The organism is Pseudomonas sp. V88_4 (assembly GCF_029967985.1).
Lineage (GTDB): Bacteria > Pseudomonadota > Gammaproteobacteria > Pseudomonadales > Pseudomonadaceae > Aquipseudomonas > Aquipseudomonas glycinae.
Window position 1 is genome coordinate 118,236 of the sequence record NZ_JASCAF010000046.1, and the last position, 21,378, is coordinate 139,613.

Genomic DNA, 21,378 nt, shown 5'->3' on the forward strand with positions numbered 1-21,378 from the left:
CCACCCGTGTAGAAAGCCTGTCCACAAATCGTGCACAAGGACTTTCCATGACAGCTCTGCCATGGCTCTATCTCGGGCTTCTCAGCCTTGGTTACGGATTGGCGTCGAGTTTCGGCCAGCTCGGCTGGCTGGCGCTGATCTCCATTGCACTGCTGGTTTTCGCCGGTTACGCCGTGCGCCAGCAAACCGTGCCGGTCGGGCGTTATCTCGGCCATGGCCTGTTTATCGTGTTGGCTTTGGCGCTGGCCCTGCACTGGCTGCCGGGTTTCTACAACGGCCGGGCCATCGAGCCGCAGCGCTTCACCGACAACGCCGTGCCGTTCTCGATGTACCTGAATCTCGACAAACCGCTGATTGGCTTCTGGCTGCTGCTGGTCTGCCCATGGATCGTCGCGCGACGCTCCTTGCGCCTGACGGTGTACGCCACCGCGCTGGCACTGACGTTGAGCGTGATTCTGGCGCTGGGCGGCGCGGTGTTGCTGGGCATGATCACCTGGGCGCCGAAATGGCCGGATCAGGCGTGGCTGTGGGTGCTGAACAATCTGCTGCTGGTGACGCTGGTCGAAGAAGCGCTGTTTCGCGGCTATATACAGGGCGGCCTGAGCCGGCGTTTCAAACACCTGCCCTACGGCGAAAACCTCGCGCTGCTGCTGGCGTCTCTGCTGTTCGGTCTGGTGCATGTGGGCGCCGGCTGGCAATGGGTGTTGCTGGCGAGCCTGGCGGGTGTCGGCTATGGTCTGGCCTACCGTTTTGGCGGGCTCGGTGCGGCGATCGCCACGCATTTTGGCCTGAACCTGCTGCATTTCGGTCTGTTCACCTATCCGATGCTCGCGGGTTGAAGCAAGGGCCGTTTTGCGACGCCGTACATATAAATGAAAAAAAATTTCAATAAATCGCCGGTACCGCCGACAACCTTTCAAAGCCTTGCGGATTGAAAAACCATGCGTAACAACCAGCCCATTACACAACGCGAACGGACTTTCCCGGCTCAGCAACGGTTGATTTCCACAACCGACGCCAAGGGCGTGATCACCTACTGCAACGACGCTTTCGTCGAAATCAGCGGGTTTTCGCGTGAGGAACTGATCCGTGCGCCGCACAACCTGGTTCGTCACCCTGACGTGCCGGCGGCGGTGTTTTCGCACATGTGGGGCACACTGAAACAAGGCTTGCCATGGATGGGCATTGTCAAGAATCGCTGCAAGACCGGTGATCATTACTGGGTGAACGCCTATGTAACGCCGGTGTTCGACGGCAGTCAGGTGGTCGGTTACGAGTCGGTGCGGGTCAAACCTACCGCTGAACAGATCCGCCGTGCCGAAGCGCTCTATCAACGCATCAACCAGGGCAAGTCGGCGATCCCTCAAACAGACAAATGGCTGCCGGTGTTGCAGGACTGGCTGCCGTTCATTCTGGTCAGCCAACTGAGCTTCATGATCGGCGCCACCCTGAACTCGCAGTGGGGCTTCGCCCTCGCCGCCGGTCTGTCGGTGCCGCTGGGCCTGCTGGGCCTGCAATGGCAACAACGCGGGCTCAAGCGCCTGCTGCGTCTGGCCGAGCAGACCACGTCCGACCCGTTGATCGCGCAGATGTACACCGACAGCCGCGGCCCACAGGCCCGTCTGGAAATGTCGATCCTCAGCCAGGAAGCGCGCCTGAAAACCTGCCTGACCCGTCTGCAGGACACCGCCGAGCACCTGACCGATCAGGCCAAACAGTCCGACGCGCTGGCGCATAACAGCTCCAGCGGTCTGGAACGTCAGCGCGTGGAAACCGAACAGGTCGCCACCGCCGTCAACCAGATGGCCGCCACCACGCAAGAAGTGGCGAGCCACGTCCAGCGCACCGCCGACGCCACCCAGGAAGCCAATCGCCTGACCGGCCGCGGCCGCGACATCGCCGGTGAAACCCGCGAAGCCATCCAGCGCCTGTCGGTCGTGGTCGGTGAAACCGGCCTGACCGTGACCCAACTGGCCAAGGACAGCGACGAAATCGGCGGTGTGGTCGACGTGATCAAAGGCATCGCCGACCAGACCAACCTGCTCGCGCTCAACGCCGCGATTGAAGCAGCCCGCGCCGGTGAAATGGGTCGCGGTTTTGCCGTGGTAGCCGACGAAGTCCGCCAACTGGCGCAACGCACCAGCGAATCCACCGGCCAGATCCACGCCCTGATCGCCAAGTTGCAGCAGACCGCCACCAGCGCCGTACAAACCATGGAAGCCGGGCATCGCCAGGCGGAAGAAGGTGTAGCGCGGGTACTGGAAGCGGATCAGGCCCTGGTGGGCATCAGCGAAGCGGTGGCCAACATCACCGACATGACCACCCAGATCGCCGCCGCGACCGAAGAGCAAAGTGCCGTGGCTGAAGAAATCAGCCGCAACATCAGCAACATTTCGGAACTGGCGGACCAGACCTCGGAACAGGCGCATAACTCGGCGTTGCTGAGTGAAGAGCTGACCAAGACTGCCAACACGCAATACTCGTTGGTGGAGCGGTTTAACCGCTGATTGGATGGTTGATACAAAAAACCCGGATAGCGAGAGCTTCCGGGTTTTTTATTGCCTGTGTGAAATGGATGTTGCCCGGTAGGCCGCTTTCGCGAGCAGGCTCGCTCCCACTTTGGAACGTGGTTCACAGATGTGTGCCCGACGACAATCCCCTGTGGGAGCGAGCCTGCTCGCGAAGAGGCCATTACAGCCAGCGAAATTATTGAGGCAATTTCATCTTATCCAGCAGCCGATTCACCAGAAGCTCGTTCAACATGATCAGCTGTTGCAGCGCCAGCAGCGGTTTACGCTCCGGGCCTTTCACCGAATTGGCGATATTGCCGGCCATGGCGTTGGCCGACGACAGTGACTCACTGGCTTCGACGAGCAGTGTTTCGTCATCGAGCGTGGGATCGACCATGTAGATGGGGCGAGCCTTGGGTGGGAAGTATTTCGGGATTTCGGGGCCGAGGTAAAAGTCGAGTGCGCGGTCGGCGGCTTCTTTTGTCTTTTGGGATTCGAGCGCGGGGTCGTTGGAGGTTGGATCGGTTTCTGGTGGGTTGGGTGTGGCTTTGAACATAGATTTAACTCCAGTTTCGAATATTTAGGAGCCATCACCCTCGCTACCAAACGAAGGGTGGTGGCCATACGCGGGTTGGTAGACCGGTCGAAACGGGAAACCCGGCGCTCACAAAGGAGCCCCGCGCATGCCCACCATAAAATCTGAGACCCAAATAAGGGACTGCATATGGTGACGCCATACGACGGTTTCGAAGCGGGCTACCAAACCCGATCACTGTTTTTCAGTGACAGGGAAACGATATAGCCCTTTCCGAACCGCGTAAGCCGGCGGATTCTGGCGTACGCGTAGGCAACGACGCAAGGTGTTGTAGCCCTTATGGCGTAACGGTTCGTGTACTTTAAACGTGGTCACGCGATCGTGTTTATGTGCTGGAAATGCTGGGATTGGGGGAGCTTTCAGTTTTTGTGGTGTGTCAGTGAAGTCTTCCCCCTCACCCTAGCCCTCTCCCCGAGGGAGAGGGGACTGACCGAGGTGTTTGGGCGAGGTACGCCGACTTGGGATACCGAGGTGAACTCGGGTTTTGAACAGCACTTCAATCGGCCCTTAACCACTCAAAACGATGAGCGTTAGCTCGAGTACCGCTTTTGATCTTGATCCACGGGCGACGTCGGAAGGCTGAGTGGAGGGATTTATCCGGGGGTGGGAGCGCAGCGGCCGTATGGCGAAGCCAAACACATCGAGAGGAGGTGCAGCGAAGCAAACCGTAGGCGATGCCCCCCCGGATGAATCCCGGAGCGAAGGAACCCCGAGCCTCAGCGAGCCGGCCGAACGCAGGAGCAAGCGTTTTTGGTTACTTTTTTCTGGGCCGGCATTCCGGGCGTTTGTAAAAATTGACCCGCCGTCAGGGCGGAACCCTAAGCAGCCATACCCGCAGCATCGGATATGCCCACCGTCCAGGTTCTTTAATCACCAGACCGGAAACAAGCACATTTGATACTCGTCGCCTAGCTGTCAGGTATGACAGTAGACGCTCAACTTGAAGAAGGCATATCAAGTGTCTGGCGATCTATTAAAAGAACGCCAATCACCCTTCATGAAAAAGGAATTCCAGATGAGCAGTCATACTATTTTTGTCCCTAAATCCAACAGCACTGCGATCCCCGCAAATGAGTTCTACTGGACATTTGGGAGCAACCCCGAAGTGACAGCTGAAAGTTCCCTGTTTTATCTATTTACGTATCCGCCAACGGGTGAGCAGTTCTGGTCAATCTTAGGGGCTATCGGCTCAGTTTCTAGCGGAAACTACTTCGCCTACAACATGAGTTTCCCGTACATCAATAACGCCCCTCTCAACGCCACGTACACGCTTAAGGACAAATTGAACTTCAGTAACAGTATTTCATTCCCCCCGCCGGAGGGTTTTGAGAGTTGGAGAGTGGTCCATGCCAATGAAGCCACCTTGAAAATAGACCTCAATCCTGCCAAGGGAATTGCAGTGGGCACTTTTGAAGCGAAGTTCAAGAGTCATGGCTTTCGGACACAGCCCATCGGACGCTTTAACCTGGTGATCAGTTAATAGCGTCCACGCTTTGCGACATAAAGAATCTGCCCGGACTTTACCGGTCCGGGCTATATCTGCCCTGCAGTAAACCAAACCCCGCACACCCATCAGGGGTTGCACATTTAAAAAACGAAATAATCAACCCGTGCTTAACTGCCAGAAAATATAAAAAGCTGCAACTTCTGACAGGTGCGTGACACGCCAGTGCCCGGCAGAATCAATTCACCCAAACAATCTCGACCCTATAAATTACTGGCACGAGAAAAACAGAGGATGCAAACATGATCTTTACTCCTGTACCAACCGCCATAACGCTTGCACCTGCGGCGACAACCATGTCGAACGCCTTTACAGCCACGGCCGCTGTTCTCATCCCGCCCGGAGTGCCTGGCACTAGTGCTGCCCCACAGATAGACCAGCCTAACGGCCCGAACTTTTTAACTATCCGCTATCTTTTGCCGCGTTCATTGAGAGTAGATGATGTGGCTGAGTTTTATTTAATAGACCCCTCCAACAGTGTTGCCATACTGGTTAAAACCTACACACTTACGGATTATGATATTTTCTGGGCACTACGCAGACACGAGGGCGTGTTTATAAGGGGTGAGATACCCACAATTGATTTCATTAACTCAGGAGTTGTATCTGGAGCATGGGACTTCATGTGCGTCCACTATAGTAGACCGACGCCAACGCCCCCTTCTCCAGCCCCAGCAGGCCCTCAGACCCCTCTGCGAGTCGTTGCCACCAGTGCCACGCAAACCTATGTCATCACCTAAGGAATCTCTGAAAAAGACTTTCAGATTCGATGAAAAACCAGCGACTTTCTGCTGACTCACACGGCACCGACGACGCTATTTATGTATTGGTCAACAATTCCGGGACACAGAATTGTTGACCACTTCAATTTTCACGCGGTTCAAAATCTCGATCAGTGCTTGAGAAACTCGACCAGCCTCTGCGCGGCGGCAGCCAAATGCTGCTCATGCGTAAACCCGGACACCTTGAGCGGCTTCAAATCATGATCCCCGGAGGCCAACCAGAACACCTCAACACTCGGCGATAGATCGTAAGCCTCAACGGCGTCCCGATTGCCCAGGGCATCCCGCTCGCCTTGCACGATCAACGTCCGAGTCTTTAACCGAGCCAAATGCTCAACCCTCGGCTTCTCCGGCTTCCCAACCGCATAAAACGGATAACCCAGGCAAACCAAAGCATCAGCGCCAAGCTCATCAGCCAGCAAACTCGCCATCCGCCCACCCATGGACTTCCCGCCAATCGCGAGTGGCCCAGCGACATGAAGTCGCACCAGGCCATAAACCTCACGCCAGCACTCCTGCAATTTCCCCGCAGGATTCGGCGGTCGCTTGACCCCATCAACCCGCCGCTGCGCCATATAAGGAAACTCAAACCGCAACACGTTCACGCCCAGCCCGGCAAGGCGCCCAGCCATATCCGTCATCCACTCACTGTCCATCGGCGCCCCGGCACCATGGGCGAGAATGAGCGTCGCCGAAGCCTCACCAACAGCGGCATCCCAAAGCCACCCGTGATCCCGCAGGCACTGCGCCCATTGATCCCCGTCAATACTGGCCTTGTGCTGTTTGTCCATGCTTGCCTCGCTTTTAGTCTGCCTATAACTCCAGGCGAAGGACGCGCTGTTGGCGCTCACTTCGGCTGAACCGTGGATGGGGAACCATGAACACTTCTATCAGTACCGCCTACAACTACAAGGTGGTCCGCCAATTCGCCATTATGACGGTGGTGTGGGGCATCGTCGGCATGGGGCTCGGGGTTTTTCTCGCGGCTCAATTGGTCTGGCCCGAACTCAACTTCAACCTGCCGTGGACCAGCTTCGGACGCCTGCGCCCGCTGCACACCAACGCGGTGATCTTCGCGTTCGGCGGCTGTGCCTTGTTCGCCAGTTCGTTCTACTCGGTGCAGCGCACCTGCCAGACGCAATTGTTTGCGCCGAAAATCGCCGCGTTCTGCTTCTGGGGCTGGCAGCTTGTGATTCTATTGGCGGCCATCAGCCTGCCACTGGGTTACACCAGCTCCAAGGAATACGCCGAGCTGGAATGGCCGATCGACATCCTGATCACCATCGTCTGGGTCGCCTACGCCATCGTGTTCTTCGGCACGATCATGCAGCGCAAGACCAAGCACATTTATGTGGGCAACTGGTTCTTCGGCGCATTCATCATCACCGTGGCGATTCTGCACATCGTCAACAACCTTGAGTTGCCGGTGAGTTTCACCAAGTCCTACTCGGTGTACGCCGGTGCAACCGACGCGATGGTGCAATGGTGGTACGGCCACAACGCCGTAGGCTTTTTCCTCACCGCCGGTTTCCTCGGGATGATGTACTACTTCGTGCCGAAACAAGCCGAACGTCCTGTGTACTCCTATCGCCTTTCGATCGTGCACTTCTGGGCCCTGATCACTCTGTACATCTGGGCCGGCCCGCATCACCTGCACTACACCGCACTGCCGGACTGGGCACAGTCGCTGGGCATGGTGATGTCGCTGATTCTGCTGGCGCCAAGCTGGGGCGGCATGATCAACGGCATGATGACCCTCTCGGGCGCCTGGCATAAGTTGCGCAGCGACCCGATCCTGCGCTTCCTGGTGGTGTCGCTGGCGTTCTACGGCATGTCGACCTTCGAAGGTCCGATGATGGCGATCAAGACAGTGAACGCCCTCTCCCACTACACCGACTGGACCATCGGCCACGTACACGCCGGCGCGCTCGGCTGGGTGGCGATGATTTCCATCGGCGCGCTGTATCACATGATCCCGAAAGTCTTCGGCAAAGAGCAGATGCACAGCATCGGCCTGATCAACGCGCACTTCTGGCTCGCGACCATCGGCACCGTGCTCTACATCGCCTCGATGTGGGTCAACGGCATCGCCCAGGGCCTGATGTGGCGTGCGGTGAACGAGGACGGCACGCTGACCTACTCCTTCGTCGAGACCCTGGTGGCCAGCCACCCAGGCTTTGTCGTGCGGCTGATTGGCGGGGCGATCTTCCTCAGCGGCATGTTCCTGATGGCTTACAACACCTGGCGCACCGTGCGGGCCTCGCAGCCTGCTGACGTCGTTGCTGCCGCGCAGATGGCCTGAGGAGTCCGCCATGAAACACGAAACGATTGAAAAGAACGTCGGCCTGCTGATGCTGCTGATGGTGTTCGCCGTGAGCATCGGCGGCCTGACCCAGATCGTCCCGCTGTTCTTCCAGGACGTGACCAACAAACCGGTGGAAGGCATGAAGCCCTACACCGCGCTGCAACTGGAAGGCCGCGACATCTACATCCGCGAAGGCTGCGTCGGCTGCCACTCGCAGATGATCCGTCCGTTCCGCGCCGAAACCGAACGTTACGGCCACTACTCGGTGGCGGGCGAAAGCGTGTGGGATCACCCGTTCCTGTGGGGTTCCAAGCGTACCGGTCCGGACCTGGCCCGGGTTGGCGCGCGCTACTCGGATGACTGGCACCGCGCGCACTTGTACAACCCGCGCAACGTTGTACCGGAATCGAAAATGCCGGCCTACCCATGGCTGGTCACGCAAGCGGTCGACAGCAGCCACACCGAAACCAAGCTCAAGACCATGCGCACCCTCGGCGTGCCGTACACCGATGACGACATCAGCGGCGCGGTGGCCAGCCTCAAGGGCAAGACCGAAATGGACGCCCTCGTCTCCTACCTGCAAGTGCTCGGCACTGCGATCAAAAGCAAGAGGTGATCGAGATGGCCTTTGAAATGAGCGCGGGGCTGATTCGCGGCCTCGGCACGGTCGTGGTGTTCGTGGCCTTCGTCGGCCTGACCCTGTGGGTGTTCAACCGCAAGCGCACGCCGGAATTCGCCGAAGCGCGCCTGCTGCCGTTTGCCGACGAGCCACAACCCGACACTACCCAAGTTAATGAAACAAGGAGTACCCGGCCATGACCACCTTCTGGAGTACGTGGATCTGCGTACTGACCATCGGCAGCCTGATCGGCCTGACCTGGCTGCTGGTCGGCACCCGTCGGGGCGAAACCAAGGGCAGCGTCGACCAGACCATGGGCCACAGCTTCGACGGCATCGAGGAGTACGACAACCCGCTGCCGCAGTGGTGGTTCATGCTGTTCGCCGGCACGCTGGTGTTTTCCGTGGGCTATCTGATCCTTTATCCGGGCCTGGGCAACTGGAAAGGCATCCTGCCCGGCTACGAGGACGGCTGGACCGGCGCCCACGAGTGGGAAAAGGAAATGAGCAAGGCTGACGCCAAGTTCGGGCCGATCTTCGCCAAGTTCGCCGCGATGCCGGTGGAAGAAGTGGCGAAGGATCCGCAAGCGCTGAAAATGGGTGGCCGTCTGTTCGCCTCCAACTGCTCGGTGTGCCACGGCTCGGACGCCAAGGGCGCGTTCGGCTTCCCTAATCTCGCCGACCAGGACTGGCGTTGGGGCGGCAGTGCGGAAACCATCAAGACCACCATCATGGGTGGCCGGATGGCGGCGATGCCGGCGTGGGGCGAGTCGCTCGGTGAGGCAGGTGTGAAAAACGTCGCGGCCTACGTGCGCCACGAACTCGCCGGGCTGCCACTGCCGGCAGACAACAAGGCCGATCTGCAGGCGGGGCAGCAAACGTTCAGCACCATGTGCGTGGCTTGTCACGGTGCAAACGGCCAAGGCACTGAAGCCATGGGCGCACCGAACCTGACGCACCCGGCCGGTTTCATCTACGGCACCAGCCTGACCCAACTCGAGCAAACCATCCGCCATGGTCGTCAAGGCCACATGCCAGCTCAGAACGAGCTGTTGGGCAACGATAAAGTGCAACTGCTCGCCGCTTACGTATACAGTCTGTCAAAAAATACTGAGCAGTTGAGCGACAAGCTTCAAGCTGAAAGCTCCAAGTAAAATCACAAGCAATGTATACAATCCTGCAGGCGACATGATTCGTCTTGTCGCTTGCAGCTTGCAGCTTGCAGCTGCTTCCTTTTGTCGCACCCCGTTACCCCCTCTCCTTTCGGTTACCCGGATTCGGGTCTACGCTTGCTCGATGCGGACTGGCCCGTGCCGGTTCCAGGTCGACCCTGAGCGAGGCGTTGAACGAATCGGCTGACTGACATGGCCGCAAAGGCCGGTAGATACCGGCTGTCGTGCCGATTACCGTCCGTCACCCGAACCGAGCGTTCGAACACACCCCGTTACATCCGACCGGGACCCCTCGCTTTTTTCGTCCGCTGCGACATTTTGCCCGAGGGCAATTTTGTCCTTACGCGGCGCATGGAAAGGCCGCAGAATCAGCGTTGGAAAGCATTGACCCAGGTCATGGCGCGTTGCATTGACCCCCTGCTTTCTACATACTTGCGGCCGATTTTAATCCTAATAAAACACCCAAACCGTGGAACCTTAGAATGAGCACAGCAATCAGTCCGACTGCTTATAACTATAAGGTAGTCCGCCAGTTCGCCATCATGACGGTGGTCTGGGGGATCCTTGGCATGGGGCTTGGTGTCTTCATCGCCTCGCAACTGGTCTGGCCGGAGTTGAATTTCGGTCTGCCGTGGACGAGCTTTGGACGCCTGCGCCCGTTGCACACAAACCTGGTGATTTTCGCCTTCGGTGGTTGTGCACTGTTTGCCACTTCCTACTATGTCGTGCAGCGAACCTGCCAGACGCGACTGATTTCCGACAGCCTCGCGGCCTTCACCTTCTGGGGATGGCAAGCGGTGATCGTCGGCGCGATCATTACCTTGCCGCTGGGTTACACCACCACCAAGGAATACGCGGAACTGGAATGGCCCCTCGCCATTTTGCTGGCCATTGTCTGGGTCACCTACGGTCTGGTGTTCTTCGGCACCATCACCAAGCGCAAGACCAAGCACATCTATGTCGGCAACTGGTTCTACGGTGCGTTCATCGTGGTAACCGCGATGCTGCACATCGTCAACCACATGTCGCTGCCGGTCAGCCTGTTCAAGTCCTACTCGGCCTACTCGGGCGCCACCGATGCGATGATCCAGTGGTGGTACGGCCACAACGCCGTGGGCTTCTTCCTGACCACCGGCTTCCTGGGGATGATGTACTACTTCGTGCCGAAACAGGCCGAACGTCCGATCTACTCCTATCGTCTGTCGATCGTGCACTTCTGGGCGCTGATCACCCTGTACATCTGGGCCGGCCCGCACCACCTGCACTACACCGCGCTGCCGGACTGGGCCCAATCGCTGGGCATGGCGATGTCGATCATCCTGCTGGCCCCGAGCTGGGGCGGCATGATCAACGGCATGATGACCCTGTCGGGCGCCTGGCATAAGCTGCGCACCGACCCGATCCTGCGTTTCCTCGTGGTTTCGCTGGCGTTCTACGGCATGTCGACCTTCGAAGGGCCGATGATGGCGATCAAGACCGTCAACTCGCTCTCGCACTACACCGACTGGACCATCGGCCACGTACACGCCGGCGCTCTGGGTTGGGTAGCGATGATTTCGATCGGCGCGATCTACCACATGATTCCGAAACTGTTCGGCCGTGCGCAGATGCACAGCACCGGCCTGATCAACGCGCACTTCTGGCTCGCGACCATCGGTACCGTGCTGTACATCGCTTCGATGTGGGTCAACGGCATCACGCAGGGCCTGATGTGGCGCGCAATCAACGACGATGGCACCCTCACCTACTCGTTCGTCGAAGCGCTGCAGGCCAGCCACCCTGGCTACATCGTCCGCGCCCTGGGCGGTGCGTTCTTCGCCAGCGGCATGCTGCTGATGGCTTACAACGTATGGCGCACCGTGCGCGCCTCGAACCCGGCTGAAGCCGAAGCCGCCGCCAAGATCGCCGTAGTTGGAGCTCACTGATGAAGCATGAAGCTGTCGAGAAGAATATTGGCCTGCTGGCTTTCTTCATGGTCATCGCCGTCAGCGTCGGTGGCCTGACCCAAATCGTTCCGCTGTTCTTCCAGGACGTCACCAACAAGCCGGTCGAAGGCATGAAGCCGCGCACCGCCCTTGAACTGGAAGGCCGCGACGTTTACATCGCCAACGGCTGTGTCGGCTGCCACTCGCAGATGATCCGTCCGTTCCGTGCCGAAACCGAACGCTACGGCCACTACTCGGTCGCCGGTGAAAGCGTCTGGGATCACCCGTTCCTGTGGGGTTCCAAACGTACCGGCCCGGACCTGGCCCGCGTCGGCGGTCGTTACTCCGATGACTGGCAGCGTGCGCACTTGTACAACCCGCGCAACGTCGTCCCCGAGTCGAAAATGCCGGCCTACCCGTTCCTCGTAGAAAACAAGCTCGATGGCAAAGACACGGCCAAGAAAATGGAAGTGTTGCGCACGCTCGGCGTCCCTTACACCGACGAAGACATCGCCGGTGCAAAAGATGCCGTGAAGGGCAAAACCGAAATGGACGCGCTGGTGGCCTATCTGCAAGGCCTGGGCACCATCATCAAAAGCAAACGGTGATTCTGATGGATATCGGGATGATTCGAGGCCTGGGCACCGTTGTCGTGATGGTTGCCTTCATCGGCCTGGCGTTGTGGGTGTTCAGCCCCAAGCGCAAGTCGGAGTTTGAAGACGCGACCTTGCTGCCCTTCGCGGATGATCCCGAAGCCATCAAGCACGTCGAGCAAGCTTCTAGGAGTAACAAAGAATGACTACATTCTGGAGTCTGTACGTCACAGTTCTCAGTCTCGGTACGATCTTTTCGCTGACCTGGCTGTTGCTGTCGACCCGCAAGGGCCAGCGCAGCGAACAGACGGACGAGACAGTGGGCCACTCCTTCGACGGGATCGAGGAGTACGACAACCCGCTGCCGAAATGGTGGTTCATGCTGTTCGTGGGCACCATCGTGTTTGCGCTGGGTTATCTGGTGCTGTACCCGGGCCTGGGCAACTGGAAAGGCCTGCTGCCGGGCTACAACTACCTCGATACTGAAAAGCAGACCGCGTTCGCCAACGGCCAGACCGGCTGGACCGGCGTTCACGAGTGGGAAAAGGAAATGGCGCGTTCGGACGCCAAGTTCGGTCCGATCTTCGCCAAGTTCGCCGCCATGCCGATCGAAGAAGTGGCCAAGGATCCACAAGCCCTGAAGATGGGTGGCCGACTGTTCGCTTCCAACTGCTCGGTCTGCCACGGTTCCGATGCCAAGGGCGCTTATGGCTTCCCTAACCTGACCGACGCCGACTGGCGCTGGGGCGGCGAGCCGGAAACCATCAAGACCACCATCATGGGCGGTCGTCACGCCGTGATGCCGGCCTGGGCCGAGGTGATCGGTGAGCAAGGCGTGGCCGACGTGGCCGCGTTCGTGCTGACCAATCTGGATGGCCGCAAGCTGCCGGAAGGCACCAAGGCAGATCCGGCCAACGGCCAGAAACTGTTCGCTGCCAACTGCGTGGCCTGCCACGGTCCGGAAGGCAAAGGCACCCCAGCCATGGGCGCCCCGAACCTGACCCACCCGGCCGCGTTCATCTACGGTTCGAGCTTCGCCCAACTGCAGCAGACCATCCGTTACGGCCGTCAGGGCCAGATGCCTGCCCAGGAACAACTGCAAGGCAACGACAAGGTTCACCTGCTGGCGGCTTACGTTTACAGCCTGTCCCACGGTGAAAAACCAGCGGAAGCCGAGGCTCAGTAAGACCAACGCTTGAAGCAAAAAAACGGCCCCGCCAATGAGAGTTGGCGGGGCCGTTTTGACTCAGGCCGACAAGAACGTTGTCGCCTGGGCCAAAACGATCATTGCCCCTCGCATGTTTATCTCGGCCATTACTTTGAAGGAACTGGAGACCGGCGTCCTACGCATGGAGCGCCGTGATCCGGCTCAGGGAAAGGTTTTGCGCAACTGGCTCAAGCGCCACGTGATGCCGGCCTTCGATGCGCGAATCCTGCCGGTTGATGTCGCGGTTGCCCTGCGCTGCGCGCGCATTCATGTGCCGGACCAAGCCAATGAAAGCGATGCGCTGATCGCGGCAACGGCGTTGGTCCATGGGTTGACAGTGGTCACTCGCAACACCGGTGACTTTGAGTCCAGCGGCGTTGCGCTGATCAATCCGTGGGAATGAAAGGCCCGCATCGCAGCTTCACATCTCGCAACTGAAATTCGATGGGCACCTCTGACGACAAGCGATAACGTCCTCCAGCAGCCGATGTGCTGCTCACCTCACGACTCATCTTGCAAGGAAGCTATCCGATGAACGAACAACATCCGAATCAGGAGACTGATCACCCGATTCAAACGGGTGAACGGACGCCACAAAATGATGCGGCCAACAGCGACAGCCTGAGACGACAAACACGATCCGTCATGAACGAAGCCACTGCCGGCAGAAAGCGCAGTACCGGCGGGATCGACAGCCTTGGCGGCGGCCGATTGCTTTGACCGACCGATGAAAGCGGCGGCAATGCCCGGTCTTCTGTGGCTGAGCCGTCGCGCTGTCAGCAGCGCCTATCGTCTATAGTCAATTGATCTGCATCATGCTTTGTTACATTCGCTACACCATTCATGATTTTTCCCCAACGCGACCAAAGGTCGCACCCGTTCGTCGGTAGTACAGGCGTATCATTGGGCCACTGCAACACCCTTTCTGACCCCGGCCGGCACGTATCGACCGAGGCATTTTTCCACTGCCGTGGGATGCAATGATGAGCAACCAGATTCCGGTACACGACGTCACGCCACCCAGCAAGAACGCGAACAACAGCGTCGACCTTTACGCCTCTCGAGAAAAAATCTACACCCGTGCTTTCACCGGCCTGTTCCGTAATCTGCGGATGATGGGCGGCGCGGCGCTGTTCCTGTTGTATTTCGGAACGGTGTGGCTGAACTGGGGCGGCCATCAAGCCGTATGGTGGAACCTGCCGGAGCGCAAGTTTTTCATCTTCGGCGCCACGTTCTGGCCGCAGGATTTCATTCTGCTGTCGGGCCTGTTGATCATTGCCGCGTTCGGTCTGTTTTTCATCACCGTGTATGCCGGGCGGGTCTGGTGTGGTTACACCTGCCCGCAAAGCGTGTGGACGTGGATTTTCATGTGGTGCGAAAAGGTCACCGAAGGCGACCGCAACCAGCGCATCAAGCTCGACAAGGCGCCGATGAGCGCCAACAAGTTCCTGCGTAAATTCGCCAAGCATGCGCTGTGGCTGCTGATCGGTTTCGTCACCGGCATGACCTTCGTCGGCTACTTCTCGCCGATCCGCGAACTGGTGTTCGAGTTCTTCACCGGCCAAGCCGATGGCTGGTCGTATTTCTGGGTCGGTTTCTTCACCCTCGCCACGTACGGCAACGCCGGCTGGCTGCGCGAGCAGGTGTGCATCTACATGTGTCCGTATGCGCGCTTTCAAAGCGTGATGTTCGACAAGGACACCCTGATCGTTTCCTACGACCCGCGTCGCGGTGAAAGCCGTGGCCCGCGCAAGAAAGGCGTCGACTACAAGGCTCAGGGCCTGGGCGATTGCATCGACTGCACCATGTGCGTCCAGGTCTGCCCGACCGGCATCGACATCCGCGACGGCCTGCAGATCGAGTGCATTGGTTGCGCTGCCTGCATCGATGCCTGTGACGCCATCATGGACAAGATGGATTACCCGCGCGGGCTGATCAGCTATACCACCGAACACAACTTGTCCGGGCAGAAAACCCATAAACTGCGACCACGCCTGATCGGCTATGCCGTGGTGCTGCTGGCGATGATCAGTCTATTGGTCACAGCATTCTTCATGCGTTCGCTGGTGGGTTTCGACGTCAGCAAGGACCGCGTGCTGTACCGTGAAAACGCCGAAGGCCGGATCGAAAACGTCTACAGCCTGAAGATCATGAACAAGGATCAGCGCGACCACACCTACGTCCTGGAAGCCGCCGGTTTGCCGGATCTGCGCCTGCAAGGCAAACGCGAGATCAAGGTGCCGGCCGGGGAAATCTTCAGCATGCCGGTCGAGCTGTCGAGCGCGCCTGAACAATTGCCATCGAGCACCAACGAGGTGAAATTCATCCTCAAGGATGCCGATGACGACAGCGTCCACGTAGAAGCCAAGAGCCGGTTCATCGGCCCACAGAATCGTTGAGAGAACTGAACATGCCCGCAGCAAACGCCGCAAGTCCCTGGTACAAGCACCTTTGGCCATGGATCATCATCGGGATTCTGGCCTGTTCGGTGACCCTGACGCTGTCCATGGTGACCATCGCGGTGAACAACCCGGACAACCTGGTCAACGACAACTACTACGAGGCCGGCAAGGGCATCAACCGTTCACTGGATCGCGAGCTGCTGGCACAGACCCTGAAGATGCGCGCGGCCGTGCATCTGGATGACGTCACTGGCGAAGTCGACCTGCGCCTGAGCGGCGACAGCCAGCCGAAGACCCTGGAACTGAACCTGATCTCGCCGACCCAGCCGGAGAAGGATCGCAAGATCGTCCTGGCCCGCAGCGAGACCGAACAGGGCCGTTACATCGGTCAGCTGAGCGACAAGATCGAAGGCCGGCGTTTTGTTGAGTTGCTGGGCACCCAGGACGATCACGTATGGCGGATGTTCGAGGAAGAGCTGGTCAGCCATGACAAGGATTTGTTGCTGGGTGATGAACCGCTGCAAGGCGCTGAAGACCTGAAGAAGTAAGCAGCCTGCAAGTGCCCCCTCGCCCTGGCCCTCTCCCCCAGGAGAGGGGACTGATCTCGGGTGTTTGCAGACTTGATATTCGCCAGTGACGATTGCGCTGACTGAACCCATTTTTCCGGCCCACATCAATCGGCCCCCCTCTCCCTCCGGGAGAGGGCTGGGGTGAGGGCAAGCGGACCACTCGATTCCAAGGGTTGATCCCCTCGACAATGCCATGACCACCCCGATCCCCTGCTACCACTGCGCCCTGCCCGTCCCGTCCGGCAGCCGCTTCACCGCCGTCGTGCTCGGGCAGTCCCGCGAGTTCTGCTGCCCCGGCTGCCAGGCCGTGGCCGAAGCCATCGTCGCCGGCGGGCTGGAAAGCTATTACCAGCATCGCAGCGAAGCCTCGACCAATCCCGAAGCGCTGCCGGTGCAACTGGTGGACGAGTTGGCGCTGTACGACCGCGCCGATGTGCAGCAACCGTTTGTGCGCCACGAAGGTGAACTGGCCGAAACCACGTTGCTGATGGAAGGTATCAGTTGCGCCGCCTGCGGCTGGCTGATCGAGAAACACCTGCGCACCCTGCCCGCCGTGGCCGAAGCGCGGCTGAACCTGTCCAACCATCGCCTGCATGTGCGCTGGGCTGACACTCAGTTGCCGCTGAGCCAGATCCTCGGCGAACTGCGCCACATCGGCTACGCCGCGCACCCGTATCAGGCCGACCGCGCCAGCGAGCAACTGGCCAGCGAAAACCGCCTCGCCCTTCGCCAGCTCGGGGTCGCCGGGCTGCTGTGGTTTCAGGCGATGATGGCGACCATGGCGACCTGGCCGGAATTCAACATCGACCTCAGCCCGGAGCTGCATACGATCCTGCGCTGGGTAGCGCTGTTCCTCACCACCCCGATCGTGTTCTACAGCTGCGCGCCGTTTTTCAAAGGCGCCATGCGCGACTTGCGCACCCGTCATCTGACCATGGACGTCTCGGTGTCGCTGGCGATCGGCGCGGCTTACGTCGCCGGGATCTGGACCTCTATTACCGGGGTCGGCGAGCTGTATTTCGACGCGGTGGGCATGTTCGCGCTGTTCCTGCTCGCCGGCCGCTACCTCGAACGCCGCGCCCGCGAGCGCACCGCTGCCGCCACCGCGCAACTGGTCAATCTGCTGCCCGCCTCGTGCCTGCGCCTCGACGACGCCGGTCAGAGCGAGCGGATCCTGCTCAGCGAACTGCGCCTCGGTGACCGGGTGCTGGTGCAGCCCGGTTCGGTGCTGCCGGCGGACGGCAGGATTCTCGATGGTCAGTCGAGCATCGACGAATCGGTGCTGACCGGCGAATACCTGCCGCAACCGCGTGCCAGCGGTGACGCCGTCACCGCCGGCACGCTGAACGTGGAGGGTGTGCTGACCGTCGAGGTGCAGGCGCTGGGTCAGGACACGCGACTCTCGGCGATCGTCCGCCTGCTGGATCGCGCCCAGGCGGAAAAACCACGGCTGGCGGAAATCGCCGACCGCGCCGCGCAATGGTTCCTGTTGCTGTCGTTGATCGCGGCGGCCGCCATCGGCCTGTTGTGGTGGGAACTGGATTCATCGCGGGCGTTCTGGATCGTCCTCGCCATGCTGGTGGCGACCTGCCCGTGCGCGCTGTCGCTGGCGACACCGACCGCGCTGACCGCCGCCACCGGCACCCTGCACAAACTCGGCCTGCTGCTGACCCGCGGCCATGTGCTGGAAGGCCTGAACCAGATCGACACGGTGATTTTCGACAAGACCGGCACCCTCACCGAAGGCCGACTGGTACTGCGCTCGATCCGCCCGCTGGGCGCCCTCGACAGCGATCAATGCCTGAGCCTCGCCGCCGCCCTGGAAAACCGTTCCGAACACCCGATTGCCCGCGCCTTCGGCCGCGCGCCGCTGGCTGCCGAAGACGTCCACAGCACGCCAGGTCTGGGGCTTGAAGGATTGGTCGGCGAACAGCGTTTGCGCATCGGTCAGGCGGATTTTGTCTGTGATCTCAGCGGCGCGCCTGTGCCGTCGATGCCGAAGGAACCGGGGCAATGGTTGCTGCTCGGTGACAGTAACGGACCGCTGGCCTGGTTCGCCCTCGACGACCGTCTGCGCGATGACGCCCCGGCCCTGCTCGCGGCGTGCAAGGCGCGCGGCTGGCGCACGCTGCTGCTGTCGGGCGACAGTTCGCCAATGGTCGCCAGTGTCGCCGCCGAACTGGGCATCGACGAAGCCCGTGGCGGCTTGCGTCCGGACGACAAGTTGCAAGTGCTGCAACAACTGCACAGGGACGGCCGCAAGGTGTTGATGCTCGGCGACGGGGTCAACGACGTGCCGGTGCTGGCCGCTGCGGACATCAGCGTGGCCATGGGCTCGGCCACCGATCTGGCAAAAACCAGTGCCGACGCGGTGTTGCTGTCCAACCGCCTCGACGCCTTGGTACAAGCCTTCACGCTGGCTCGCCGCACCCGTCGGGTGATCATCGAGAACCTGTTGTGGGCCGCGCTGTACAATGGCCTCATGTTGCCGTTCGCCGCCCTCGGCTGGATCACTCCAGTGTGGGCCGCCGTCGGCATGTCGATCAGTTCGCTGACCGTGGTGCTCAATGCCCTGCGCCTGACTCGCCTGCCGAGTGCGCCGGCCGTCAGCGCCACGTCAGAAACCCGCCCGCTGCCGGCCTGAGCCGCGCGGGCATGGAGTACAGATGCCAGCTCTCTACGTGATGATTCCGGCCGCGCTGCTGATCGTGGCCATCGCCGTCTACATCTTCTTCTGGGCGGTGGACAGCGGCCAGTACGACGACCTCGACGGCCCGGCCCACAGCATCCTGTTCGACGATCAGGACCCGAACCACACCGCCGCTGTGGACGAAGCCAACCCCGCCAAACCGAACGACAAGGCGCCACCCCATGCTTGAACTGGCGCCGCTGCTGGTGTCTGCATTGATCCTCGGCCTGCTCGGCGGCGGCCATTGCCTGGGCATGTGCGGTGGTCTGATGGGCGCGCTGACCCTGGCGATTCCCAAGGAACAACGCAGCCGCCGCTTTCGATTGCTGCTGGCTTATAACCTGGGGCGAATTCTCAGCTATGCCACGGCCGGTCTGCTGATCGGGTTGGCGGGATGGGCGGTGGCCAACAGTCCTGCGGCGCTGTTCATGCGCGTGATCGCGGGTTTGCTGCTGATCGCCATGGGCCTGTATCTGGCAGGCTGGTGGAGCGGCCTGACACGCATTGAAAGCCTGGGCCGTGGTCTGTGGCGCTACATTCAACCCGTCGCCAATCGGCTGTTGCCGGTGTCGAGCCTGCCCCGCGCCTTGCTGCTCGGCGCGCTGTGGGGCTGGCTGCCGTGCGGGCTGGTTTACAGCACGCTGCTGTGGTCGGCCAGTCAGGGCAATGCACTCGACAGCGCCTTGCTGATGCTCGCCTTCGGGCTCGGCACCTGGCCAGTGTTGCTGGCGACCGGACTCGCGGCGGAACGAGTGACAGCACTGTTGCGCAAACGCAGCGTGCGCATGGCCGGCGGCTTGCTGGTGATTCTGTTCGGCATCTGGACCCTGCCGGGGCCGCACCAGCACTGGCTGATGGGCCACTGATCCCGTTGATGCAAATCAAGATGCCTTTTTGTGCCCTCCCCTAGACTCGGCACACTGCCAGCCTATCCGGGGGAATGCCCGCATGCTCGACGCCATTCGTTGGGACACCGATTTGATCCGCCGCTACGACCTGGCGGGGCCGCGCTACACCTCGTACCCGACGGCCGTGCAATTTCACAGTCAGGTCGGCACCTTCGACCTGTTCCACGCCCTGCGCGACAGCCGCAAGGCCCTGCGGCCGCTGTCGCTGTACGTGCACGTGCCGTTCTGCGCGAACATTTGCTACTACTGCGCCTGCAACAAGGTCATCACCAAGGATCGCGGCCGCGCGTTGCCGTATCTGCAACGGCTTGAGCAGGAAATCCAGCTGATCGCCTGCCACCTCGACCCGGCGCAGAAAGTCGAGCAACTGCACTTCGGCGGCGGCACGCCGACCTTTCTCAGCCACGATGAATTGCGGCAACTGATGGCGCACCTGCGCAAGCATTTCAATCTGCTGGACGATGACTCCGGCGATTACGGCATCGAGATCGACCCGCGCGAAGCCGACTGGTCGACCATGGGCCTGCTGCGCGAACTGGGTTTCAACCGGGTCAGCATCGGCCTGCAGGATCTCGACCCGGCGGTGCAGCGGGCGGTCAATCGCCTGCAAAGCCTGGAAGAAACCCGCGCGGTGATCGACGCGGCGCGGACCCTGCAATTTCGCTCGATCAACATCGATTTGATCTACGGCCTGCCCAAGCAGACGCCGGACAACTTCGCCCGCACCGTCGAGGAAGTCATCAGCCTGCAACCGGACCGGCTCTCGGTGTTCAACTATGCGCACCTGCCGGAACGCTTCATGCCGCAGCGGCGGATCAATGGCAACGAACTGCCGAGCCCGGCGCAGAAACTGGAGATGCTGCAACGCACCATCGAACAACTGACCGCCGCCGGCTATCGCTACATCGGCATGGACCACTTCGCCCTGCCCGACGATGAACTGGCGGTTGCCCAGGAAGAGTCGACCCTGCAACGCAATTTCCAGGGCTACACCACCCACGGCCATTGCGACTTGATCGGCCTGGGCGTGTCGGCCATCAGCCAGATCGGCGACCTGTACTGCCAGAACAGCAGCGACCTCAATCACTACCAGAACACCCTGGCCGGCGCGCAACTGGCTACCAGCCGGGGCCTGGTGTGCAACGCTGACGATCGTTTGCGCCGCGCGGTGATCCAGCAACTGATCTGCAATTTCAGCCTGGACTTCGCCGAGATCGAGCGCAGCTTCAATATCGATTTTCAGGGCTACTTCGGCGCGCTCTGGCCGCAACTGCAGAGCATGGCGCAGGACGGGCTGATCGAACTGGATCGCGAGCGCATCACCGTGCTGCCGGCCGGGCGCCTGCTGGTGCGCTCGGTGTGCATGGTGTTCGACGCCTACCTGGAACAGCAAAATCGCCAGCGTTTCTCCCGGGTGATCTGACTTTTTCGATCACTACACAGGGCTGCGTATCCATAACGGTCATCGAAACGGCGCCTTGCACGCCGTCCGAGACCTGTTTATCGGCCGTCATCCCTGCGGCGTTTTGCCGGTGGGGCAATCTCGCCACAGGCTGGCCTGAATGTCTCCCAGTGGGTTACCCTTACGCCTTATGTGTG

21 protein-coding genes are annotated in these 21,378 nt (G+C 60.3%); 19 read left to right on the forward strand and 2 right to left on the reverse strand.

The genetic code is table 11. The annotated features are described in order from the left end of the window. The first annotated feature begins 47 nt into the window (after positions 1 to 47). Both QLG12_RS25245 and QLG12_RS25250 read left to right on the forward strand, forming a co-directional pair. Positions 48 to 839 carry a CPBP family intramembrane glutamic endopeptidase gene (locus QLG12_RS25245; RefSeq protein ID WP_108560595.1) on the forward strand — a complete coding sequence of 264 codons (792 nt, stop codon included), beginning with the start codon at positions 48 to 50 and terminating at the stop codon, positions 837 to 839. A 102-nt stretch (positions 840 to 941) separates the two neighbouring features. Then, positions 942 to 2,507 (forward strand): PAS domain-containing methyl-accepting chemotaxis protein, encoded by a 1,566-nt coding sequence (locus QLG12_RS25250; RefSeq protein WP_236194453.1) that lies wholly within the window; start codon positions 942 to 944, stop codon positions 2,505 to 2,507. Between the two features lie 199 nt (positions 2,508 to 2,706). Here QLG12_RS25250 and QLG12_RS25255 read toward each other — a convergent pair whose 3' ends face one another. Then, positions 2,707 to 3,066, reverse strand: a complete 360-nt coding sequence (locus tag QLG12_RS25255) for a DUF6124 family protein (RefSeq protein ID WP_197869485.1) — start codon at positions 3,064 to 3,066, stop codon at positions 2,707 to 2,709. Positions 3,067 to 4,120: 1,054 nt separating this feature from the next. On the opposite strand from QLG12_RS25255, the gene QLG12_RS25260 reads away from it, so the two are divergent. Further along, a complete protein-coding gene (locus QLG12_RS25260; RefSeq protein ID WP_197869486.1) occupies positions 4,121 to 4,585 on the forward strand; it encodes a hypothetical protein in 465 nt (154 codons plus the stop codon). A 916-nt stretch (positions 4,586 to 5,501) separates the two neighbouring features. On the opposite strand, the gene QLG12_RS25265 is transcribed toward QLG12_RS25260, so the two are convergent. Then, a complete protein-coding gene (locus tag QLG12_RS25265; RefSeq protein ID WP_197869487.1) occupies positions 5,502 to 6,182 on the reverse strand; it encodes an alpha/beta family hydrolase in 681 nt (226 codons plus the stop codon). Positions 6,183 to 6,268: 86 nt separating this feature from the next. On the opposite strand from QLG12_RS25265, the gene ccoN (QLG12_RS25270) reads away from it, so the two are divergent. The 16 genes from ccoN (QLG12_RS25270) (at position 6,269) to hemN (ending at position 21,202) form a co-directional block, all read left to right on the forward strand. After that, a complete protein-coding gene (ccoN, locus tag QLG12_RS25270) occupies positions 6,269 to 7,693 on the forward strand; it encodes a cytochrome-c oxidase, cbb3-type subunit I (protein ID WP_007969190.1) in 1,425 nt (474 codons plus the stop codon). A gap of 10 nt (positions 7,694 to 7,703) precedes the next feature. Continuing rightward, positions 7,704 to 8,312 carry a cytochrome-c oxidase, cbb3-type subunit II gene (ccoO, locus tag QLG12_RS25275; protein ID WP_003223389.1) on the forward strand — a complete coding sequence of 203 codons (609 nt, stop codon included), beginning with the start codon at positions 7,704 to 7,706 and terminating at the stop codon, positions 8,310 to 8,312. Between the two features lie 5 nt (positions 8,313 to 8,317). Beyond that, positions 8,318 to 8,515: a cbb3-type cytochrome c oxidase subunit 3 gene (locus QLG12_RS25280; RefSeq protein WP_011333290.1), complete on the forward strand. Its 198-nt coding sequence runs from the start codon at positions 8,318 to 8,320 to the stop codon at positions 8,513 to 8,515. Next, positions 8,512 to 9,468 carry a cytochrome-c oxidase, cbb3-type subunit III gene (gene ccoP, locus QLG12_RS25285; RefSeq protein WP_282475415.1) on the forward strand — a complete coding sequence of 319 codons (957 nt, stop codon included), beginning with the start codon at positions 8,512 to 8,514 and terminating at the stop codon, positions 9,466 to 9,468. The genes QLG12_RS25280 and ccoP (QLG12_RS25285) overlap by 4 nt, the downstream gene beginning before the upstream one ends. Before the next feature lie 500 nt (positions 9,469 to 9,968). Next, positions 9,969 to 11,411 carry a cytochrome-c oxidase, cbb3-type subunit I gene (gene ccoN / locus QLG12_RS25290; RefSeq protein WP_064378780.1) on the forward strand — a complete coding sequence of 481 codons (1,443 nt, stop codon included), beginning with the start codon at positions 9,969 to 9,971 and terminating at the stop codon, positions 11,409 to 11,411. Beyond that, positions 11,411 to 12,019 carry a cytochrome-c oxidase, cbb3-type subunit II gene (gene ccoO, locus QLG12_RS25295; RefSeq protein WP_007905434.1) on the forward strand — a complete coding sequence of 203 codons (609 nt, stop codon included), beginning with the start codon at positions 11,411 to 11,413 and terminating at the stop codon, positions 12,017 to 12,019. The genes ccoN (QLG12_RS25290) and ccoO (QLG12_RS25295) overlap by 1 nt, the downstream gene beginning before the upstream one ends. A gap of 5 nt (positions 12,020 to 12,024) precedes the next feature. Beyond that, the gene (locus QLG12_RS25300) at positions 12,025 to 12,210 is read left to right on the forward strand and encodes a CcoQ/FixQ family Cbb3-type cytochrome c oxidase assembly chaperone (RefSeq protein ID WP_003175465.1); all 186 of its coding nucleotides are present in this window, start codon (positions 12,025 to 12,027) and stop codon (positions 12,208 to 12,210) included. Beyond that, positions 12,207 to 13,190, forward strand: a complete 984-nt coding sequence (ccoP, locus tag QLG12_RS25305; RefSeq protein ID WP_011333286.1) for a cytochrome-c oxidase, cbb3-type subunit III — start codon at positions 12,207 to 12,209, stop codon at positions 13,188 to 13,190. Before QLG12_RS25300 ends, ccoP (QLG12_RS25305) begins: the two co-directional genes overlap by 4 nt. Positions 13,191 to 13,245: 55 nt before the next feature. Continuing rightward, entirely contained in the window at positions 13,246 to 13,614 is a 369-nt protein-coding gene (locus QLG12_RS25310; RefSeq protein ID WP_282475416.1) for a type II toxin-antitoxin system VapC family toxin, read from the forward strand. Between the two features lie 128 nt (positions 13,615 to 13,742). After that, entirely contained in the window at positions 13,743 to 13,931 is a 189-nt protein-coding gene (locus tag QLG12_RS25315) for a hypothetical protein (RefSeq protein WP_236194459.1), read from the forward strand. A gap of 263 nt (positions 13,932 to 14,194) precedes the next feature. Further along, on the forward strand, positions 14,195 to 15,610 hold the full coding sequence (ccoG, locus tag QLG12_RS25320) for a cytochrome c oxidase accessory protein CcoG (protein WP_197869492.1): 1,416 nt from the start codon (positions 14,195 to 14,197) through the stop codon (positions 15,608 to 15,610). An 11-nt stretch (positions 15,611 to 15,621) separates the two neighbouring features. Next, positions 15,622 to 16,161, forward strand: coding sequence for a FixH family protein (locus QLG12_RS25325; RefSeq protein ID WP_085613300.1), 540 nt, complete (start codon positions 15,622 to 15,624; stop codon positions 16,159 to 16,161). A 214-nt stretch (positions 16,162 to 16,375) separates the two neighbouring features. Then, the gene (locus QLG12_RS25330) at positions 16,376 to 18,826 is read left to right on the forward strand and encodes a heavy metal translocating P-type ATPase (RefSeq protein WP_282475417.1); all 2,451 of its coding nucleotides are present in this window, start codon (positions 16,376 to 16,378) and stop codon (positions 18,824 to 18,826) included. Between the two features lie 22 nt (positions 18,827 to 18,848). After that, entirely contained in the window at positions 18,849 to 19,061 is a 213-nt protein-coding gene (gene ccoS / locus QLG12_RS25335; RefSeq protein WP_197869494.1) for a cbb3-type cytochrome oxidase assembly protein CcoS, read from the forward strand. Continuing rightward, the gene (locus QLG12_RS25340) at positions 19,054 to 19,737 is read left to right on the forward strand and encodes a sulfite exporter TauE/SafE family protein (RefSeq protein ID WP_064378773.1); all 684 of its coding nucleotides are present in this window, start codon (positions 19,054 to 19,056) and stop codon (positions 19,735 to 19,737) included. The genes ccoS and QLG12_RS25340 overlap by 8 nt, the downstream gene beginning before the upstream one ends. A gap of 82 nt (positions 19,738 to 19,819) precedes the next feature. Further along, entirely contained in the window at positions 19,820 to 21,202 is a 1,383-nt protein-coding gene (hemN, locus tag QLG12_RS25345) for an oxygen-independent coproporphyrinogen III oxidase (RefSeq protein ID WP_197869495.1), read from the forward strand. The last annotated feature ends 176 nt before the right edge of the window (positions 21,203 to 21,378 follow it).

Coding starts and splice junctions, on each gene's coding strand:
- QLG12_RS25245 (WP_108560595.1), top strand. CDS start 48: ATGACAGCTCTGCCATGGCTCTATCTCGGGCTTCTCAGCCTTGGTTAC.
- QLG12_RS25250 (WP_236194453.1), top strand. CDS start 942: ATGCGTAACAACCAGCCCATTACACAACGCGAACGGACTTTCCCGGCT.
- QLG12_RS25255 (WP_197869485.1), bottom strand. CDS start 3,066: ATGTTCAAAGCCACACCCAACCCACCAGAAACCGATCCAACCTCCAAC.
- QLG12_RS25260 (WP_197869486.1), top strand. CDS start 4,121: ATGAGCAGTCATACTATTTTTGTCCCTAAATCCAACAGCACTGCGATC.
- QLG12_RS25265 (WP_197869487.1), bottom strand. CDS start 6,182: ATGGACAAACAGCACAAGGCCAGTATTGACGGGGATCAATGGGCGCAG.
- ccoN (WP_007969190.1), top strand. CDS start 6,269: ATGAACACTTCTATCAGTACCGCCTACAACTACAAGGTGGTCCGCCAA.
- ccoO (WP_003223389.1), top strand. CDS start 7,704: ATGAAACACGAAACGATTGAAAAGAACGTCGGCCTGCTGATGCTGCTG.
- QLG12_RS25280 (WP_011333290.1), top strand. CDS start 8,318: ATGGCCTTTGAAATGAGCGCGGGGCTGATTCGCGGCCTCGGCACGGTC.
- ccoP (WP_282475415.1), top strand. CDS start 8,512: ATGACCACCTTCTGGAGTACGTGGATCTGCGTACTGACCATCGGCAGC.
- ccoN (WP_064378780.1), top strand. CDS start 9,969: ATGAGCACAGCAATCAGTCCGACTGCTTATAACTATAAGGTAGTCCGC.
- ccoO (WP_007905434.1), top strand. CDS start 11,411: ATGAAGCATGAAGCTGTCGAGAAGAATATTGGCCTGCTGGCTTTCTTC.
- QLG12_RS25300 (WP_003175465.1), top strand. CDS start 12,025: ATGGATATCGGGATGATTCGAGGCCTGGGCACCGTTGTCGTGATGGTT.
- ccoP (WP_011333286.1), top strand. CDS start 12,207: ATGACTACATTCTGGAGTCTGTACGTCACAGTTCTCAGTCTCGGTACG.
- QLG12_RS25315 (WP_236194459.1), top strand. CDS start 13,743: ATGAACGAACAACATCCGAATCAGGAGACTGATCACCCGATTCAAACG.
- ccoG (WP_197869492.1), top strand. CDS start 14,195: ATGAGCAACCAGATTCCGGTACACGACGTCACGCCACCCAGCAAGAAC.
- QLG12_RS25325 (WP_085613300.1), top strand. CDS start 15,622: ATGCCCGCAGCAAACGCCGCAAGTCCCTGGTACAAGCACCTTTGGCCA.
- QLG12_RS25330 (WP_282475417.1), top strand. CDS start 16,376: ATGACCACCCCGATCCCCTGCTACCACTGCGCCCTGCCCGTCCCGTCC.
- ccoS (WP_197869494.1), top strand. CDS start 18,849: ATGCCAGCTCTCTACGTGATGATTCCGGCCGCGCTGCTGATCGTGGCC.
- QLG12_RS25340 (WP_064378773.1), top strand. CDS start 19,054: ATGCTTGAACTGGCGCCGCTGCTGGTGTCTGCATTGATCCTCGGCCTG.
- hemN (WP_197869495.1), top strand. CDS start 19,820: ATGCTCGACGCCATTCGTTGGGACACCGATTTGATCCGCCGCTACGAC.